Origin of the sequence: Bradyrhizobium manausense (assembly GCF_018129685.1) — a bacterium.
GTDB classification, from domain to species: Bacteria; Pseudomonadota; Alphaproteobacteria; order Rhizobiales; family Xanthobacteraceae; genus Bradyrhizobium; species Bradyrhizobium manausense_D.
Window position 1 is genome coordinate 12,191 of sequence record NZ_JAFCLG010000028.1, and the last position, 18,355, is coordinate 30,545.

Consider the following 18,355-nt stretch of genomic DNA (forward strand, 5'->3'; position numbering starts at 1 on the left):
TGATTTCGGCCAATCCATGAGATATGACAATGACGGCGGCGGAGCGAATGCTTCGCCGCTGCATTGTTCTGTCTGGATATCTTGATCGAGAAGGCATTTCGCCGATGGTTGGTTTCCCGCTGCTCCTGATTCCGCTCGCGGTCTACAACATCATCGCCTTCCTGATGCCCAGCGTGTCCTTCTCGGACGTGCTGTTCAAGGTGCCGATGATCACGGGCGAGGCCTGGCCGGTCACGCTCTCCGATCTGCTGCTGGCGCTCGGCGTGCTGTTGCTGCTGCTCGAAGTGGTCAAGGGCGCACGGCCCGGCGCGAAATTCCTGATGGATCATCTGCTGTCGCTGATCATCTTCGGCGCGGCCGCCGCCGAATTCGTGATGTGGCCCAAATTCGGCAACTCCACCTACTTCCTGCTGGTGCTGCTTTCGATGGCCGATTTCCTCGGTGGCATCGCCCAGCGCACGCGCCGGCGCATCGCCTATGTGGCCGCAGAGACCGTGACGGTGCCGCGCAAGGCCAAGCGACGGTCCGAGCCGCCGGCGGATGAAACCGCATCCGAACCCAAGTTCGAACCGGTGCCCACACCACAGCCTGCACCCGTCCCGCCCGCGCCCTCGGCGCAGTCGGTCGCGGAATCCATTTTGATGGATCACCCCGCGCCAAAGCCTGTCATCGCGCCGTCGCCGGAAATTCCCTCGCCGCATTTGCAGCCGGGTAACGGCACGCCGGCCGCGCCCGAAGAGCCGCGCTAAGCGGCTTGCATCTGCGGCCGCACGGCCGGTGCGCTCCCTCGCCCCGCACGCGGGGAGAGGCGAGGACTGCCTCACGTCGTGTCTTGAATGGTCAAGCCACCTGCCGCGTGCGCGAGGTGACGCTGGGAAGCGGGCGCTTGCTGCCATAGGCCATGCGCGCGTCCTCGGACGAGCCGCGGCGCAGCCGGCTCGCCTGGGGCAGGTGCTCGGCATTGGCGATCAGCTGGGTGACGAAGCTGGGATCGGGGCGCGTCAAAGGCATCTTGCGGACCAGCTGTAAAACCGGCGTCAGCGGGACCAGCGCGGTACTGGCTTCCCGCGTTGTGTCTTCGATCTGGTCCACATTCACCATCGCATCACCGCTGATCCGGTTGACTGGCGCGTTTTGGGACGCTGGCGCCGGTGCATGTGATGGTCTCGCAAGGCCTATGCCGGCCGAGCCTATTCCGTTCCAGGGGGCTCGGGAACGTGGTTTCCAAATTGTTTATGAACTTTGCCTAGGGTCGGAGGCGAATCTGGCCGTATTCTGTGCCGGCTCAGGACTCCCCGCTGTCCCGAAACGAGGCGCTTTTGACCCCAGCATTGCCGCAAGCCTCCGAGATCCTGGCCGCCCTCGGCCAGGCCGTCTTCGTTTGGGATATCGCCAGCGACGCCATTGTCTGGGGCGAGCAGGCCAGCGCCATCTTTCCCGGCATTCCCGCCGAGCGGCTTGCGACCGGTGCCGAGTTCGCCAAGCTGATCGAGCCGGCGCAAGGCTTGCGGACCGCCGCGCTGGCCCAGACCTCCGCCGTGCACGGTGCCGACGGCACGCCCTACCGGGTCGAATATGGCGTGCGCCTGAGTGCGTCCGACCCCGTGGTCTGGATCGAGGAGACCGGCCGCTGGTTCGCCGGCGCCGACGGCCGCCCGATGCGCGCGATCGGCTCCGTCCGCATCAACAATGAGCGGCACGCGCGCGACGAGGAGCTGACCAAGCTTGCCCGGCTCGATCCGCTCACCGGCGAGCTCAACCGCTCACATCTGGTCGCGGCGCTGGCCGAAGCGATCGAGGAGACCACCCGCTTCCGCTCGACCGCAGCGTTCATGCTGGTCGGCATCGATCATCTCGCCCGCGTCAACGACGCCTTCGGCTTCGACGTTGCCGACGCCGTGATCCTCGACGTCGCCAAGCGGATTCGCGCTCGCCTGCGCGGCGGTGACGTGCTCGGCCGCTTCTCCGGCAACAAGTTCGGTCTCATCCTGAAGAACTGCACCGTCGACGACATGAACGTTGCCGCGGAGCGCTTCCTCGCCGGCGTCCGTGACGAGGTGGTGCCGACCAGATCCGGCCCGGTCTCGGTCACCGTCTCGATCGGTGCAGTCAGCCTGCCGCGCTATGCCCGCAATGCCGACGAGGCGATCAACCGTGCCCACGAGACGCTGGATGCCGCCAAGCGCCGGCGCGCCGGCGCGTTCGCCGCATGGCGTCCGGATGCGACCCGCGACGCGCAGCGCCGCGTCAATATCCGCGTCACCGACGAGATCGTCACCGCGTTGAACGAGCGCCGCATCAGGCTCGCCTACGAGCCGGTGGTGTCGGTTGCCACGCGCGAGGGCGCGTTCCACGAGTGCCTGGTGCGGATGGATCAGGGCGATGGCCAGGTGTTGCTCGCGCCCGACATCGTGCCGGTCGCCGAGCGGCTCGGCCTCATCCGTCTGGTCGATCATCGCGTGCTCGAGCTCGTGGTCGCCGAACTCGCCTCTGCGCCCGACATCCGCCTCAGCCTCAACATCTCGCCGGATACGACGATGGATCCCGATTGGTGGGCGGGAATCGAGTCGCTGATGCGCGCCCATCCGGGCGTTGCCGAGCGACTGATCGTGGAGATCACGGAAACCGTCGCGATCCAGGACATCGACGACGTTCGCGGCTTTGTCACACGCTTGAAGAATTTCGGCAGCCGCATCGCCATCGACGATTTCGGCGCCGGCTACACCTCGTTCCGCAACCTGCGCAAGCTCGGTGTCGACATCGTCAAGATCGACGGCGCCTTCGTGCAGAACATCACCCATTCCGCCGACGACCGCGCCTTCGTGCAGACCCTGATCGATCTCGCCCGCCGCCTCGACATCAAGACCGTCGCCGAATGGGTGCAGGACGAGGACGCCGCCAGCATGCTGCGCGACTGGGGTTGCGACTACATCCAGGGCCGCCTGATCGGCCTCGCGTCGGCCGAACGCCCGTGGGCCTCGGCGCCGGACAACGTGCTGCCTGCGGCAAGCTGAGGCATCGCAAATGGAGATCGGGGGCGCGCCGCGAGCGCCGCGATTTTCCCTTTGAAATCAACGGCGTTCTACTGTGCATGGGGTTGTTTTCGCGACCCCCGCGAGGAGATCGGGCCGAAGGAGCGCGCCGGGCCCGCGCCTTCACGGCCCGTACAGCACGAGCTCCGTATCCGTGAGATCGCCCAGATGCGGCCGATGCGGGCCCTTGAAATATTTGCGGCCGCGGCGCTCGGTATAAACACCGACGAGGCCGGGGATGGGCTCGTTGGAATCAACGATCACCGAGATCTTGCCGAGGCGCAGCAACAGGCGGCCGATGCGACCGGCGCAGGCGACATATTCGGCGGCGCTGCGGCAGTAGATCAGCTGCATCGCCGGCGGTGCGATGAAACCCCGGCGGATGCGCACCGGTTGCAGGATGAAGGGAAAGACGCCCTTCGGCGTGCGACAAACCAGGCTGAGGCAATTGTAGCGCGCGTGCCGCGTCAGCAGCTCGGTCTCCGCCTCGGACAGGCCATCGATCGTTTTCGTGTGCTGGGAAATGACCTCGATCCTGCTCCAGCGCGGCGCGCGCGACAGCGCCGGGACCGAGAAGAACAGGCCACGGCAATAGGCACGAAAGCCCTGCGTCTCGATGATCGGCCAGGTCCAGATCGCCGGGCTGATGTTGAGATAGGTCACGTGCTTATGGCGCTGCGCGATCTTGGTCAGCAGTGGCGCGTAATTGCGGTAAGCGGGCTCGACATACCAGCTCGAGAGGTTGCACTGGATGGCGGTTTCCTCGCCATCCTTGCGCGTGGTGTAGATGAGCAAGAGCACGCCGACGGGTTCGCCGTCATTGTCGAGCATGTAGCCGAAGCGCGGATAGCCCTCCGGCACCGGCCGGAAAGCCTGCCGGCGCAGGCCCTGGATCCAATAGTTGCGCGACCGGCCGACGAAGCCGCGCGTCAGCAAGTCCGCGATGGCTTCAACATCGGACTCGGTAATCTCGTGACATCGGACCTTGGTATGGATCACGCTCGTCTTGCCTGTAGAAATGATCAGCCTCGTGTCTTAGCGCCAGCCTTCGCCGTGAGCGTCGGCCGCGACGTGCGGCTGGAGGCCCAGCATGTCCCGCACCTTGGCGGGCCAGGCGGAGAGATCGGTGCCGTGAGTGTGGAACATCGCGACCGCCAGCCGATCCATGCCGAAGGCGACGCAGCCGGTGTGGGCGGGCTCGCCATTGGCGTCCTGGATGCCCCAGGTCGTGCCGAAATGTTCGCGGTGATAGTTGAAGCTCATGCAGGCCGTCGGCTGCTGTTCCGAACGCAGCGGGATCAGGAGCTCGAACTTCAGCTGCTGCTGCTTCTGGCTCACCGCCTTCATCTGACCGACGCGGCCGAAGAAGGGATCGCTGGCATAGTCGACGCGGAAGGTCAGGCCGAGATCGGTGGCGATCGCCTGGGCCCGCACCATCCAGCGCTCGCGAAAATCGGCGACGTCGTCGGGCGTGCCGATGCAGACATATTCGCGCATGCGGAACGATTGCAGCCTGTCGAGGTGCTTCGACGGCTCGCGGCGGAAGCAGTCGGCGGCGACGTCGAAGCGCAGGCCGCCCTTCGGCAGAGGTCCGCGGCTCGCCGCGATCGGATAGACCGGGTAGCAGGCGGCCGGTGACAGCACGAGATCGGCCGGCGAAAGTGACGTGGTCCAGTCGCCGCCGGCATCGAAACGGCTCACCGCCGCGTTGATCTCGCGTTCGGTACCATGCAGCCCGCAGACGCAACCGAGCAGGTTCGGAAAGCTCTTGAGATAGCCGGACTTCTCCAGCTGGGCGCGGCTCATCACCGGTGGGAAGCGCATCGCCTCGGTGCCGGCCTCGCGGTGGCTGGTGATCAGCGCGGCGAGCTTCTCCACGACGCCCTCATAGAGCGCGGTGCGCGCATAGACGCCGTCGGCGCCCATGCGATGAAACAGCTTGTCGGCGAGATGATCGAGCGGATCCGCGATCTCAGGCGCGGTCTCGGGCGAATCGGGGAGGACGGCAATGTTCATGGTCCGATGTCCTGCTATTTCAAAATTGTTCTTGTTGATCTAGTCGCGAAGGCTCGTCGGGACGCCGCTCATCAGCGTGGAGGTTGCGGCATTGGCCAGGATGCGGTCGTTGTTGATCATGATCGGCGAGGACAGCACGTCGCGCAGATGACGGCCCATCGTGAACTCGCCGTCGTTGCGATAGCCGGAAAGACCGGCGGTACGCATCGCATGCATCACGGTTTCGACCGCGAGCTCGGAGGCCTGAACCTTCAGCAGCGTGATCGAGGACTGGAAGTCGAGCGAACCGAGCGCTCGCTCGTCATGCTCGGCGCGGGCGAACGCGTCCAAACTGGCAGCGATCACGGCACGCAGTTTCGCCAGTGACATCTTTGCGGCGGTAAAGTGCGCGGCAGCCGGCGGCATCTGACCTCCGGAGCTGCGGGCCGCCTTGCGCACGAAAGCCTGCGCACGCGTGACCGAGGCGGCGGCGATGCCGGCCCAGGTCGACGACCAGCACAGATGTGCGAACGGCGTCATCGTCTGGGCGTGGATCTTGTCGTAAGCTTCCGGGAAGACGCGATCGGCGGGGCAGTCGACCTTCAGCTCGAAGCCGGTCGAGCAGGTGCCGCGCATGCCGAGCGTTTCCCAGCCCTGCGTCTGCTTCAGCGAATAATCGTCCCTGGCGAGTGCCAGCAGCACCTGATCAGAGGCGGCGGCCTCCGTAGCGCGGCGAGCGATGGTGACGAGCCCGTCAGCCTGGGCGCCGTAGGAGATCACGGTGGCGTCGCGCACCAGCGAAACGGTATCACCGGCGTGGTCGACCGCGGCCGCGCTGGCGCGAATGTTGCCGCCGTTCTGGCCTTCGGTGGTGGAGGACGCGAGCAGCCACTGGTCGCGGGCGACCCGGCGCATCATGGTTTCCATCCAGGGAATGCCATGGCCGTGCCTGACGATGCAGGCGACCTTGGTCTGGTGCATCGCATAGATCATCGCGGTCGAAGCGCAGGCGCGTCCCAGCGTGTAGCAGATGTCGGTGACGTCGTAGATCGAGGCGCCGAAGCCGCCGAACTCGACCGGGATCATGACGCCGAGCAGCTTCTGCTCACGCGCTGTGTCGAAAGCCTTGTGGGGAAAGCGGGCGTCGCGATCGACGCTATCGGCATCGGCCGCGGCCACGGCGGCGGTGCGGGCCGCACGCTCGATGAGGGAGGGGCCCCTCTCGAGGAGGCCCGGCTGCGTTTCGTCGACCGTGATGACTGCTTCACGCACGTTCATGCTCGTCCGCCTCCGCTTCGTCGTTCAGGATCGCCGGCATCATTCGCGATGTCGTGCAAGCGATCCTCCGACCATCTTGGCTTGTGAGATGAGGCTACGGATTTAATTCAAATTCGTCGATGAAATAGAGGGTAAACGAACCGCAATTCCAAGCGAACAGTTAAGGTCCGGTTGTTTGCATGGTGCGAATTTCCGCGATCCCATTAGGGTTCTGGAAGACGTCGGGATTTCGGACAATCTGAGTCATCGTTTACTAAGAAACGCGAAGTAATGATGCCACCCATTGCAGGATCGGCTCGCGGTGCCCATCGTACCCGGCAACCGGTCCTACCGTTTTTAGACAGATGGGAATTTAACCATGCAGGGCTTCGACACCGATGTGCGCGCTCGCATCATCAAGCTGGTGAAGGGCATCCTCGAGCAGAACTCCCTCACTGCTGACGTCACGCCGCAGACCAGACTCGTGGATGCAGGCCTGACCTCGATGGATATGGTCAATCTGATGCTGGGTGTCGAAGCCGAATTCGACTTCACGATTCCGCAAACCGAAATCACGCCCGAGAATTTCCAGTCCATCGCGACGCTGGAGCGGATGGTGGCGACCCAGCTGCAGCCGGCGACCGCGGCTTAGTTCGGACGCACGACCTCCTCCCCTTGGGTCGTCCTGGCGAAAGCCAGGACCCATTACCCCAGGGAGCAGTTTGTCGAAGATTGGTCGTCATGCGGGACCGGTACCGCCCATCATCGATAGATTCCGCGGTATGGGTCCTGGCTTTCGCCAAGGACGACACCGAATGTGCGGCAAGCGTGTCCTCCGACACGCCCTCACCACCCGGTTTCAAAACCGCCGTAAAGCTGGCATAGCTTAACCATGTCGCAGGTTGCGGACATGGGGTGAGCAGGCATGACACAGGCGGTACTGGGCATCATCGGCGGCTCCGGCATCTACGATCTGCCGGGTCTCGAGGGCGCGCGCGAAGAGGTGATCAAGAGCCCCTGGGGCGAGCCGTCGGCGCCGGTGCGGCGCGGCACCATCGCGGGCCTGCCGATCGTATTCCTGCCGCGACACGACAAGGGGCATCGGCTGTCGCCCTCCGACATCAATTATCGCGCCAATATCGACGCGTTGAAGCGCGCCGGCGTCACCGACCTGATCTCGCTCTCGGCCTGCGGTTCCTTCAGGGAGGAGATGCCGCCCGGCACTTTCGTTCTCGTCGACCAGTTCGTTGACCGCACCCACAAGCGCGAAAGCTCGTTCTTCGGCAAGGGTTGCGTCGCGCATGTGTCGATGGCGCACCCGGTCTCGCCACGCCTGCGGATCCATCTGGCCGCGGCTGCAGAGGCCGAGGGCATCGCGATCGCGCGCGGCGGCACCTATGTCTGCATGGAAGGACCGCAATTCTCGACCTATGCCGAGAGCATGACCTACAAGACGCTTGGCTATTCCGTGATCGGCATGACCAATATGCCTGAAGCCAAACTCGCCCGTGAGGCCGAGATCTGTTACGCGACTGTCGCGATGGTGACGGACTTCGACTGCTGGCATCCCGATCATGACGCCGTCACGGTGCAGGACATCATCCGCGTGCTGACATCGAACGCCGACAAGGCAAAGTCACTGGTGGCGCGGCTCGCCCGGGATTTCCCGCGCGAGCATGAGCCGTGTCCGATCGGCTCGGATCGCGCGCTCGACACCGCACTGATCACGGCGCCGGAGGCGCGCGATCCCGAGCTTCTGAAGAAGCTCGACGCGGTGGCCGGGCGCATCCTGCGCGGTTGAGGCGCAAGAGGAACGAAAAGGCATGACGCCATGAAGGTCGACGGCAAGCATTTCCGCAGCATCTGGCGCGAGCGCGACGGCTGGTCGGTCGGCGCGATCGACCAGCGCCGGCTGCCGCACGAGTTCGTCGTTGCGAAACTGACCTCATGCGAAGCTGCAGCGGTCGCGATCCGCGACATGCTGGTGCGCGGTGCGCCGCTGATTGGCGCGACTGCGGCTTATGGCATGGCGCTCGCGATGCGCGAGGACGCGTCCGATGCCGGCTTGAAGCGCGCCTACGAGACGCTGGTCGTGGCGCGGCCGACCGCGATCAACCTGAAATGGGCGCTGGACGAGATGCGCGCGACGCTCACGCCGATCGATCCGATCGAAAGGGCGGAGGCGGCATACGCGCGCGCCGACGAGATCGTCGAGCAGGATGTCGAGATCAACCGCGGCATTGCCGCCAACGGTCTTGCGCTGATAGAGGCAATCGTGGCCAAGAAAACGCCAGGCGAGACGGTCAACGTGTTGACCCATTGCAACGCGGGCTGGCTCGCCACCGTCGATTGGGGCACGGCGACCGCGCCGATCTATCTCGCGCATGAGCGCGGCATCAAGATCCATGTCTGGGTCGACGAGACCCGTCCGCGCAATCAGGGCGCTTCGCTCACCGCCTGGGAGCTCGGTCATCACGGCGTGCCGCACACCGTGATCCCGGATAATACCGGCGGGCATCTGATGCAGCACGGCATGGTCGATCTCGCCATCGTCGGCACCGACCGCGTCGCCGCCAATGGCGACGTCTGCAACAAGATCGGCACCTATCTGAAGGCGCTCGCAGCCCACGACAACAACGTGCCGTTCTACGTCGCGCTGCCGTCGCCCACGATCGATTTCGCGGTCAATGACGGCATCAGGGATATCCCGATCGAGCAGCGCAGCGGTGCGGAAGTCACCGACATGACGGGCCGCACGGCTGATGGTCGGTTGGAGACCGTGCGGATCGTGCCGGAAGGCTCGCCGGTCGCGAATTACGCTTTTGACGTGACGCCGGCGCGGCTCGTGACTGGCCTGATCACCGAGCGCGGCGTGCTCAAGCCGGATCGCGCCTCGCTGGCTGCGGCTTTTCCCGAACGGATTGCTGCTGCGGCGGAGTAGGTCTCGTGGAGTGGGAAGGCGCGAAGCACCGTGCCCACCATATGCTTATGGTGGGCACGCTTCGCTTTGCCCACCCTACGGGACTTGCGAACTAACCCAGCTTCATCCCCGTCGCCGCCTCAAGCTCCGCAATCGCCTGGGCGCCACTCGCAACCTTGATCGTGGTCATGCCCATCTCGCGCGCGGGCTTCAAATTGACGCCGAGGTCATCAAGATAAACACAATTGCCCGGATCCACATTCAGCGTCTCGACCATCAGCTGGTAGATCCGCGGATCCGGCTTGCGCAGGCCGATTTTGGCGGACTCGATGACGTGATCGAACAGCACCATCACCTCGGCGACGTAGAGCGAGCGTCCGGTCATGCTGCCGATCGCGTTGGCAGGCAGATTGTTGGTGATGCAGCCGGTCTTGAACTTCGCCTTGATGCGCTTCAGCGCCTCGACCATCTCCGGGCGCAGATCGCCCTGCAGCAGCGGCAGCACCTCGCGCCCGCGTACCTCGGCACCGAGCGCGAGCGACTCCGCCGCGAACAGCTTGTCGAACGTATCGACATCGACTTCGGCGCGCTCGAACTTCGCCCAGGCATTTTCGAGATGATTGGCGGCGTTGGTGCGCCGGATGATGTCGGCAGGCAGTCCACGTTCCCGCTCGAATTGCGCGAACGCCTCGAACGGCGAACTCGTCAACACGCCGCCAAAATCAAAGATCACAGCCTCGGTCGTCACTGTCCCGTCCTCGTCAATTCCTTTCCAAGAGGGCTAGCATGCGCTATCGGCAAGAGCCAGTCCTGCCGAGGATAGAAGCGTGTTCCCATGAAGAAGCCTGCAACTCTCGTCGCAGCCGCGCTGCTGCTCGTCTCGCCGGCCCGAGCCATTGTCGGCGGCGGCACGCCGCAGACCGATGGCGTTGCGCGCGCGGTCGTCACCATCGTCGGCTCGCGCGGCAATTTCTGCACCGGCAGCCTGATCGCACCGAAGCTGGTACTGACGGTCGCGCACTGCGTGCAGCCGGGCGCCGATTACAAGATTGTCGATCGCGGCGTCGACGGTCAGCCGCAACTGCTGAACGTGCGATCGATCGCGATTCATCCGAGCTTCAACATGCAGGCCATGCTGGCGCATCGCGCCACGGCCGACGTTGCGTTGCTGCAACTGGAAATTCCACTCAAGGGAAAATCGACGGTGCCGGTCGGCTCGCCCAACATTCCCATTCAGGTCGGCAGCCGCTTCACGATCGCCGGTATCGGCGTCACCGTGCGCGGCGATGGCAAGAGCGGCGGTGCAACTCGCGTTGCTGGTCTCGTTGCCACCGGCCAGCCTGGCACGTTCCAGATCCGTTTGGTCGATCCCGTAACCAACGGTGTTCGCGACGGAATCGGCGCCTGCACCGGTGATTCCGGCGGTCCCGTGTTCGAGGACAAGCCTGGTGGCGCCGTGCTCGTCGGCGTCATCAGCTGGTCGACGGGGCCAAACGGGGCTGCCGGCTGCGGCGGATTGACCGGGGTCACGCCGCTGACGCTCTATCGCGACTGGATCTTGCAGACCGCGCGGAGCTGGGGCGCGCCGCTTTGACTTGATCGCGACTTGATCTATGTCATTTTGCAAGGCAAGCGCGATGGGCGACCATGTCCGTTGCGGAGGAAACGCGCCGCCATCAAGGCGGCCTGAACAAGGCACAGAAGCAACAATGAATGTCGCTGTTCGCAGTCACGCCACGACCAAACAGGCCACGGAACATTTCGATGTGCTGATCGTCGGTGCCGGCATCTCCGGCATCGGAAGCGCCTATCACATCGAAAAGCAGCTTCCGGGAACGAGTTACGTGATCCTGGAAACGCAGGCGACGTTCGGCGGCACCTGGAGCACGCATCGCTATCCGGGCATCCGCTCGGACAGCGACCTGCACACCTTCGGCTACAGCTTCAAGCCCTGGGTCGGACCGCCGATCGCGACCGCCGATGAAATCCTCGCTTACATGAACGAGGTGATCGACGACAACGATATCGCCCGCCACATCCGCTACAAGCACAAGATCGTCTCGGCGAGCTGGTCGAGCGAGCAGAATCTGTGGACCATCGAAGCGGTGACGACGGACACCGGTGAGGCCAAGACCTTCACCGCCAACTTCCTCTGGATGTGCCAGGGCTACTATCGCCATTCCGAAGGCTATACACCGCAATGGAAGGGCATGGACCGCTTCAAGGGCCGCATCGTCCATCCGCAGACCTGGCCTGACGACATTGACCTCAAGGACAAGAAGGTCGTGGTGATCGGCTCGGGCGCGACCGCGGCGACGCTGGTGCCGAACATCGCGGACGACTGCGCGCATGTCACCATGCTGCAGCGATCGCCGACCTATTTCCGCCTGGGCCGCAACGCCATCGAGATCGCGGAGGAATTGCGCCGGCTCCAGGTCGACGAGGCCTGGATCCACGAGATCGTCCGCCGCAAGATCTTGTTCGAGCAGGACGCGTTCACGAAGCTCTGCCTCGCCAAGCCGGAACAGGTGAAGAAGGAGCTGATCGGACAGATCAGTGCCGTGCTCGGTCCTGATTACGACGTCGAGAAACACTTCACGCCGACTTATCGGCCATGGCGCCAGCGTATCGCCTTCGTGCCGGATGCCGATCTGTTCAAGGGCATTGCCAGCGGCAAGGCCTCTGTCGTCACCGACGAGATCGAAAGCTTCGTCGAGAACGGCATCCAGCTCAAGTCAGGCAAACTGCTCGAGGCTGACGTCGTCGTCACCGCGACCGGCTTCAACCTCTCGGCGCTCGGCGACATCGCCTTCGAGATCGACGGCAAGCCGCTCGCCTTCGGCGACACCGTCACCTATCGCGGCATGATGTTCACCGGCGTGCCGAACATGGTCTGGGTGTTCGGCTATTTCCGCGCCAGCTGGACGCTGCGCGTCGATCTCGTCGCGGACTTTGTCTGCCGCCTGCTTGGCCACATGAAGGCGAAAGGCAAGAAGAAGGTCGAGGTGCGCTTGCGCCCCGAAGACCACAATATGCCGATCCTGCCATGGATCGATCCGGAAAACTTCAACCCCGGCTACATCATGCGCAACATGAACCTGCTGCCCAAGCGCGGCGACAAGCCGGAATGGCAGCACAGCCAGGATTACTGGACCGAGAAGGACGAGATCCCGAAGACGGATCTGGATGATGCGGCGTTTGTGTATGGGTGAGGTTGTTGTGCACGAGTGAGGGGCGACAGAGAGCGCCACACATTCCAGTGTCGTCCTGGCGAAAGCCAGGACCCATTACCCCATGGAGAAGTTGCGGCGCGCGCCGGTAACCGCGAGCCTTTGCCAAACGACGTCCTGTGGTGATGGGTCCTGGATCTGCGCTCCGCTTCGCTGCGCTTGTCCAGGACGACGGCGGTGTAAGCGTCAGGAGTTCCTTCGCGTCGCATTCGCTGCAATGGCTGCCGCCGCGGTCCGGTTCTCCACGCCGAGCTTGGCGTAGATCTGCTCCAGATGCTTGTCGACCGTGCGCGGGCTGAGGCCCAAAATCTGCGCGATGTCGCGGTTGGTCTTGCCCTTGCTGAGCCAGGCCAGCACCTCGCCTTCGCGGGTGGTAAGGCCGAGCTCGCTGGTGAACTCGGGCGGCAGCTCAGTGCCGGCTTCTTTCGATAGCCGCAGCAGAAACTCGTTCGGCGCGGTCTCGCCCATGTAATAGAAACGGAGCTGCGGATTGTCGGGCAGGGAGGCTGCCTGGGACTTCGCGCTGCCTCTCCCTTTCGCCTGTTCCAGCCATTGCAGCAGTGGCGGCGGCAGCACGAAATCGTCGGCCTGAGCGCCGTGGTGATCGGCGAGCAGCTTTTGCGCCTGAGGCGTCGCCCAGAGGACGTGGCCCTGACGGTTCACCGCGAACAGGAAGCGGCCGGAGACGTCGAGCGCGGTCCGCGCGCTCTGGGTCAGCCGGGCATTGCCGAGATGGACGCGGATGCGCGCCAGCATCTCCTCGATCACGATCGGCTTTGTCACGTAGTCGACGCCGCCGGCATCCAGTCCGCGCACGATGTGCTCGGTCTCGGCGAGGCCCGTCATGAAGATCACGGGGACATTGGCAAGGCCGGCGTCGCGCTTGAGCCTCCGGCACGTCTCGAAGCCGTCGAGACCAGGCATCACGGCATCGAGCAGCACGATGTCGGGGGTGATCTGGTCGACGATGCGCATCGCGCTGGCGCCGTCGAGCGCCACCATCACGGTCATCCCGGCGCCGTCGAGCGCGTCGGTCAGCAGCCTCAGCGTCTCCGGCGAGTCGTCGACAACCAGCGCGACGTCGCGCTTTTTCGGCTCAATGCTCATAAGCATGCAGGGTTTTCAATGTTGTCATGTATTGGTCGAGGTCGAAGCGCTCGACCAGCGATCGCATTTCGGCGACGAAATCGGCGTGCTCGGGATGATCGCTGCCGATCTCGTCAAGCTTCAACTGGATGGCCTTGACGTAACCGATCTGACCGAGCCCGATCAGGGCCTCGATGTGCCTGACCGGCGGCCGCGAGCCGCTCTCCGGCCGCCATAGCGGCACGGCCGTCTCCTCGGAGCCGTATTGCCATTCGATCTTGAGCAACTGCCTGATGGTCTCGAGCAGTCGCGGAATGTCGATCGGTTTCATCAAATAGCCGTCGTGGAACGGCTGGGCGAGCGGTGCGCCATGCGCTTCCAGCGCGCTTGCCGACACCATCAGGATGCGAGCCTGGTGATGGCCGGCCGCGCGCAGCTGCTCCGCGACGGTCCAGCCGTCCATGCCCGGCATCGAGATGTCGAGCAGGAACAGATCAGGCCGGCAATGCTGCGCCAGTGCGAGGCAGCCGGGGCCGTCGGCCGCGCTGAGCAGGATGAACCCGAGCGGCGTCAGCACCTCGCGCAGGAGATCGCGGTGCACGGGATCGTCGTCGGTGATGAGGATGGTCTTGCGCGCACCATGATAGCCGGAGATCGGTGCTTCCACCGGCGCAGTGCGCCTCGGGTTGGTGACCTCCGACAGCAGCATCTTCACCTTGAACGTGCTGCCGCGGCCGACGGTGCTGGAGACCTTGATGTCGCCGCCCATGACGCCGGCGAGCAGCCGGCTGATGGTGAGGCCCAGTCCCGTCCCCGTCTGTGGCTGCGAGACACCGAGCGCGCCGCGCTCGAACGGGGCAAAAATACGCTCGAGATCGTCGCCCTGGATGCCGGGCCCGGTGTCGATCACCTCGAACTCGGCGACCGGGCTGCGATAGTGCACGACGAACTGCACGCTGCCGGTCTGGGTGAACTTGATCGCGTTGGAGAGCAGATTGATCAGCACCTGTCGCAGCCGCTTTTCGTCGGCATAGACCACGAGCGGCAAATGTGCCGGCCGCCTGAACACGAAATCGATACCCTTGGCGCTGGCCTGCAGGCGGAACATGCCGACGAGCTGATCGAGGAATTCGCTCAAGCGGACTTCGTCGCGGGAGAGATAGAGCCTGCCAGCCTCGATCTTGGAAATATCCAGAATGCCGTCGATCAGGCCGGAGAGGTGATCGGCGCTGCGGCGGACGACGCGGACCTGGTCGCGCGGCTTGGTGCTCAGCGTCGTATCCTGCTCCAGCAGCTGCGCGTAGCCGCTGATCGCGTTCAGCGGCGAGCGCAGCTCGTGGCTCAGGCCGACCACATAGCGGCTCTTGGCGAGGTTGGCTGACTCGGCGACCTCCTTGGCGCGCTGGAGCTCGGCGTCGGTGCGCTTGTGTGCGTCGATCTCCTGGATCAGCAGCGCAGTCTGCCGCCGTGTCTCGGCTTCCGCGGCGCGGCGGCTCTGCTGCGCCAGCACGAACAGCCAGGCGACCACGCCGATGATGATGCTGAGCGAGAAGAACACCTTCCAAAGCACATTGGAGACGAGCGAGATCTCGCCATGAACGCTCGCCGATGTCTGCAGATAGATCAGCCCGAGCACCAGCGCGACGAGGCCGGCGGAGACCACGAACACGCCGATATAGTGCCCGAACTGCGAGTTGATGCGCTGATAGATCGGCTGCGGCAGGATCCTTCCGAGCGCTTCGGAGAACTGCACCTGCGCGCGCCCATGCGGCTTGCAGAGATCGTGGCAGCGCGCATCCAGCGAGCAGCACAGCGAACAGATCGGACCCGCATAGGCGGGGCAGGACGTCATGTCCTCCGGTTCGAAACTGTGCTCGCAGATGCAGCACTGGATCGCCTCGATATTGGCCCAGCTCCTTTTCGGCTTGCGGGCGATGTAATATCTTCCGTCCGTGAGCCAGGCGATGATCGGCGCGGTGACGAAGGCGACCGTCAGCGCGACGAAGGCAGCCAGCGCCTTCATGGTCGGGCCGAACAGGCCGTAGAACGCGGCGATCGAGACGATGATCGCAAGCGTCATCGCGCCGACGCCGACCGGATTGATGTCGTAGAGATGCGCCCGCTTGAATTCCATTTGAGGTGGACGGAGTCCGAGCGGCTTGTTGATGACGAGGTCGGACACCAGCGCGCCGACCCAGGCAATCGCGACGTTGGAGTAGAGCGCGAGCGTTTGCTCCAGCGCCTTGTAGACGCCGATCTCCATCAGGAGCAGCGCGACCATCACGTTGAAGACCAGCCAGACCACGCGTCCGGGATGGCTGTGCGTGAGGCGCGAGAAGAAGTTCGACCAGGCGATCGAGCCCGCATAGGCGTTGGTGACGTTGATCTTGAGCTGCGACAGCACCACGAAGAAGCCGGTCAGCGCCAGCGCGAGGTCCGGATCCGACAGCACGTAGCGAAACGCCACGAGATACATATGCGCGGGCTCGGCCGCTTCCTCGGGCGGAACGCCGTGGCTCAGCGCAAAGAAGGCGAGGAACGATCCGGCAAGAAGCTTCATTGCGCCGAGCACGATCCAGCCCGGGCCCGCGCTCATCAGCGCGATCCACCATGATGCCCTGGAGGTGCGACGGTCGCGCGGCAGAAATCGCAGGAAGTCGACTTGCTCGCCGATCTGCGCGATCAGCGAGAACACCACGGAGGAGGCGACACCGAACAGCAGCAGATCGAAATGGCCGCCGGGGTCGCCGTGTTCGCCGGCGAATTTGTGCCATTCCGTGAAGGAGTGCGGATTGGCCCAGGCGATCGCGGCAAAGGGCAGGATGTGCAGGATGACCCAGAGCGGCTGCGTCCAGAGCTGGAAACGGCTGATCAGCGTGATGCCGTACGTCACCAGCGGAATGATCGCGACCGCGCTGATGAGGTAGCCGATCGGGCGCGGAATCCCTAAGCACATCTCCAGCGCGGTCGCCAGGATCACGGCCTCGATTGCAAAAAAGATGAACGTGAAGGAGGCGTAGATCAGCGATGTAACCGTCGAGCCGATATAGCCGAAGCCGGCGCCGCGAGTGAGCAGGTCAATGTCGATGCCGCATTTGGCGGCATAATAGGCAATCGGAACGCCGCAAAAGAAGATGATGGCGGAGACGACGAGGATCGCGGTCGCTGCGTTGGTGACGCCGTAATTGAGGGTAATGGTGCCGCCGATCGCCTCGAGCACCAGGAAGGAAATTGCGCCGATGGCGGTGTTGGCGACGCGGGCGGCGGACCAGCGCCGCGCGCTTTTGGCGGTGAAGCGCAGCGCGTAGTCTTCCAGCGTCTGGTTGGCGACCCATTGATTGTACTGGCGCCTGACGCGGTCTATCCGCTGCCGCCCTGCCACTTAAACCCCACTCCCGAACCCGTCCGAACCCTTCGCGACCTCGCAAATCCCGTACCAAAAGCCTACGTCGGTATTTTGCGGTGCAGTATACGCGATCTTGCGTATGCTTGCGGTGCACAAATTCGAGCCATCCTCACGGCACCAATCGCGTGTCCTCGAACAAACAGTGGGGTGCTCATGTCAGACGAAACCAACAAGGGCTTGTTGTCGCCGCTTCGGCGCAAACTATTGATGGGAATGGCGGCCGTCCCGGCCATCACGATGCTGCCGCGGACGTCCTTCGCGCAGGCCCCCGCGACTTCGGCGGTCAACACCACCGGTCTTGCGGTGACTGACACCGAGGTGACCGTCGGCATCCTGCACTCCGCAACCGGCACCATGGCGATCTCCGAAACCGGCTCGATCGAAGCCGAGAAGCTGGCCATCGAGCAGATCAACGCGGCCGGCGGCGTGCTCGGTCGCAAGATCAAGTTCATCCAGGAAGACGGCGCCAGCGACTGGCCGACTTTCGCCGAGAAGGCGAAAAAGCTGCTCGTGAACGACAAGGTTGCGGCGATCATGGGCTGCTGGACCTCGGCCTCGCGCAAGGCGGTGCTCCCCGTGGTCGAGCAGTACAACGGCATGCTGTACTACCCGACCTTCTATGAAGGCCTCGAGCAGTCCAAGAACGTGATCTACACCGGCCAGGAAGCGACCCAGCAGATCCTCGCCGGCCTGAACTGGATCGCCAAGGAGAAGGGCGCGAAGAGCTTCTTCTTCATCGGCTCCGACTACATCTGGCCGCGCACGTCGAACAAGATCGCGCGCAAGCACGTCGAAAACGTGCTGAAGGGCAAGGTCGTCGGCGAGGAGTACTATCCGCTCGGCAACACCCAGTTCAACTCGGTCATCAACAAGATCAAGCTGACCAAGCCCGACGTGATCTTCACCGACGTCGTCGGCGGCTCCAACGTCGCCTTCTACAAGCAGCTCAAGGCTGCCGGCATCGACCTCGCCAAGCAGCCGCTGCTGACGATCTCGGTGACCGAGGACGAAATCGACGGCATCGGCGGCGAGAACATCGCAGGCGCCTATGCCTGCATGAAGTACTTCCAGTCGCTCGACAATCCGAACAACAAGGCTTTCGTGCCCGCGTTCAAGAAGATGTGGGGCGAAAAGACCGTGATCGGAGACGTCACCCAGGCTGCCTATCTCGGCCCGTGGCTGTGGAAGTTGACGGTCGAGAAGGCCGGCTCCTTCGACGTCGACAAGATCGCCGCGGCCTCGCCCGGCGTCGAGTTCAAGGGTGCGCCGGAAGGCTATGTGCGGATCCACGAGAACCATCACCTCTGGTCGAAGACCCGCGTGGGCCGCGCCAAGCTCGATGGCCAGTTCGAGCTGATCTACGAGACCGCCGATCTGGTCGAGCCGGATCCGTTCCCCAAGGGCTATCAGTAAGAAGCGCGGCGACCGC

15 protein-coding genes are annotated in these 18,355 nt (G+C 64.1%); 8 read left to right on the plus strand and 7 right to left on the minus strand.

Annotated features, from left to right (window positions below):
* The first annotated feature begins 104 nt into the window (after positions 1-104).
* Complete coding sequence (locus JQ621_RS32660; protein WP_212241114.1) at positions 105-749, plus strand: hypothetical protein; 645 nt, start codon at positions 105-107, stop codon at positions 747-749.
* Between the two features lie 91 nt (positions 750-840).
* On the opposite strand, the gene JQ621_RS32665 is transcribed toward JQ621_RS32660, so the two are convergent.
* On the minus strand, positions 841-1,101 hold the full coding sequence (locus JQ621_RS32665; protein ID WP_212241116.1) for a hypothetical protein: 261 nt from the start codon (positions 1,099-1,101) through the stop codon (positions 841-843).
* Positions 1,102-1,319: 218 nt separating this feature from the next.
* Between JQ621_RS32665 and JQ621_RS32670 the strand changes: the two genes are divergently transcribed.
* Positions 1,320-3,014, plus strand: a complete 1,695-nt coding sequence (locus tag JQ621_RS32670) for a bifunctional diguanylate cyclase/phosphodiesterase (RefSeq protein WP_212241118.1) — start codon at positions 1,320-1,322, stop codon at positions 3,012-3,014.
* A gap of 141 nt (positions 3,015-3,155) precedes the next feature.
* Here JQ621_RS32670 and JQ621_RS32675 read toward each other — a convergent pair whose 3' ends face one another.
* From JQ621_RS32675 to JQ621_RS32685, 3 genes are read right to left on the minus strand one after another with little or no spacing between them, the layout of a single operon-like run.
* Entirely contained in the window at positions 3,156-4,031 is an 876-nt protein-coding gene (locus JQ621_RS32675; protein WP_212241120.1) for an acyl-CoA acyltransferase, read from the minus strand.
* A gap of 36 nt (positions 4,032-4,067) precedes the next feature.
* A complete protein-coding gene (locus tag JQ621_RS32680) occupies positions 4,068-5,048 on the minus strand; it encodes an amino acid--[acyl-carrier-protein] ligase (RefSeq protein WP_212241122.1) in 981 nt (326 codons plus the stop codon).
* A 39-nt stretch (positions 5,049-5,087) separates the two neighbouring features.
* Positions 5,088-6,305, minus strand: a complete 1,218-nt coding sequence (locus tag JQ621_RS32685) for an acyl-CoA dehydrogenase family protein (protein ID WP_212241124.1) — start codon at positions 6,303-6,305, stop codon at positions 5,088-5,090.
* Between the two features lie 358 nt (positions 6,306-6,663).
* On the opposite strand from JQ621_RS32685, the gene JQ621_RS32690 reads away from it, so the two are divergent.
* The 3 genes from JQ621_RS32690 (at position 6,664) to mtnA (ending at position 9,225) form a co-directional block, all read left to right on the plus strand.
* Entirely contained in the window at positions 6,664-6,936 is a 273-nt protein-coding gene (locus tag JQ621_RS32690; RefSeq protein ID WP_212241126.1) for a phosphopantetheine-binding protein, read from the plus strand.
* A gap of 273 nt (positions 6,937-7,209) precedes the next feature.
* On the plus strand, positions 7,210-8,085 hold the full coding sequence (locus JQ621_RS32695) for an S-methyl-5'-thioadenosine phosphorylase (protein ID WP_212241128.1): 876 nt from the start codon (positions 7,210-7,212) through the stop codon (positions 8,083-8,085).
* A gap of 30 nt (positions 8,086-8,115) precedes the next feature.
* Positions 8,116-9,225 (plus strand): S-methyl-5-thioribose-1-phosphate isomerase, encoded by a 1,110-nt coding sequence (gene mtnA, locus JQ621_RS32700; protein WP_212241130.1) that lies wholly within the window; start codon positions 8,116-8,118, stop codon positions 9,223-9,225.
* 91 nt (positions 9,226-9,316) lie between these two features.
* Here the strand turns inward: mtnA and JQ621_RS32705 are convergent, their stop codons facing one another.
* A complete protein-coding gene (locus tag JQ621_RS32705; RefSeq protein WP_212241132.1) occupies positions 9,317-9,952 on the minus strand; it encodes an HAD-IA family hydrolase in 636 nt (211 codons plus the stop codon).
* Between the two features lie 87 nt (positions 9,953-10,039).
* Between JQ621_RS32705 and JQ621_RS32710 the strand changes: the two genes are divergently transcribed.
* On the plus strand, positions 10,040-10,798 hold the full coding sequence (locus tag JQ621_RS32710; protein WP_212241133.1) for a S1 family peptidase: 759 nt from the start codon (positions 10,040-10,042) through the stop codon (positions 10,796-10,798).
* Between the two features lie 115 nt (positions 10,799-10,913).
* Positions 10,914-12,416 carry a flavin-containing monooxygenase gene (locus JQ621_RS32715; RefSeq protein ID WP_212241134.1) on the plus strand — a complete coding sequence of 501 codons (1,503 nt, stop codon included), beginning with the start codon at positions 10,914-10,916 and terminating at the stop codon, positions 12,414-12,416.
* A gap of 204 nt (positions 12,417-12,620) precedes the next feature.
* On the opposite strand, the gene JQ621_RS32720 is transcribed toward JQ621_RS32715, so the two are convergent.
* Positions 12,621-13,547 (minus strand): response regulator, encoded by a 927-nt coding sequence (locus JQ621_RS32720; RefSeq protein WP_212241135.1) that lies wholly within the window; start codon positions 13,545-13,547, stop codon positions 12,621-12,623.
* A complete protein-coding gene (locus JQ621_RS32725; RefSeq protein WP_212241136.1) occupies positions 13,531-16,902 on the minus strand; it encodes a hybrid sensor histidine kinase/response regulator in 3,372 nt (1,123 codons plus the stop codon). The genes JQ621_RS32720 and JQ621_RS32725 overlap by 17 nt, the downstream gene beginning before the upstream one ends.
* Before the next feature lie 177 nt (positions 16,903-17,079).
* Between JQ621_RS32725 and urtA the strand changes: the two genes are divergently transcribed.
* Complete coding sequence (urtA, locus tag JQ621_RS32730) at positions 17,080-18,339, plus strand: urea ABC transporter substrate-binding protein (RefSeq protein ID WP_212241137.1); 1,260 nt, start codon at positions 17,080-17,082, stop codon at positions 18,337-18,339.
* The last annotated feature ends 16 nt before the right edge of the window (positions 18,340-18,355 follow it).

What these genes read in the sequence shown, in the direction of transcription:
- JQ621_RS32665 (WP_212241116.1), bottom strand. Translation starts at nt 1,101, where the DNA reads ATGGTGAATGTGGACCAGATCGAAGACACAACGCGGGAAGCCAGTACC.
- JQ621_RS32680 (WP_212241122.1), bottom strand. Translation starts at nt 5,048, where the DNA reads ATGAACATTGCCGTCCTCCCCGATTCGCCCGAGACCGCGCCTGAGATC.
- JQ621_RS32720 (WP_212241135.1), bottom strand. Translation starts at nt 13,547, where the DNA reads ATGCTTATGAGCATTGAGCCGAAAAAGCGCGACGTCGCGCTGGTTGTC.
- JQ621_RS32695 (WP_212241128.1), top strand. Translation starts at nt 7,210, where the DNA reads ATGACACAGGCGGTACTGGGCATCATCGGCGGCTCCGGCATCTACGAT.
- JQ621_RS32660 (WP_212241114.1), top strand. Translation starts at nt 105, where the DNA reads ATGGTTGGTTTCCCGCTGCTCCTGATTCCGCTCGCGGTCTACAACATC.
- JQ621_RS32685 (WP_212241124.1), bottom strand. Translation starts at nt 6,305, where the DNA reads ATGAACGTGCGTGAAGCAGTCATCACGGTCGACGAAACGCAGCCGGGC.
- mtnA (WP_212241130.1), top strand. Translation starts at nt 8,116, where the DNA reads ATGAAGGTCGACGGCAAGCATTTCCGCAGCATCTGGCGCGAGCGCGAC.
- urtA (WP_212241137.1), top strand. Translation starts at nt 17,080, where the DNA reads ATGTCAGACGAAACCAACAAGGGCTTGTTGTCGCCGCTTCGGCGCAAA.
- JQ621_RS32715 (WP_212241134.1), top strand. Translation starts at nt 10,914, where the DNA reads ATGAATGTCGCTGTTCGCAGTCACGCCACGACCAAACAGGCCACGGAA.
- JQ621_RS32710 (WP_212241133.1), top strand. Translation starts at nt 10,040, where the DNA reads ATGAAGAAGCCTGCAACTCTCGTCGCAGCCGCGCTGCTGCTCGTCTCG.
- JQ621_RS32690 (WP_212241126.1), top strand. Translation starts at nt 6,664, where the DNA reads ATGCAGGGCTTCGACACCGATGTGCGCGCTCGCATCATCAAGCTGGTG.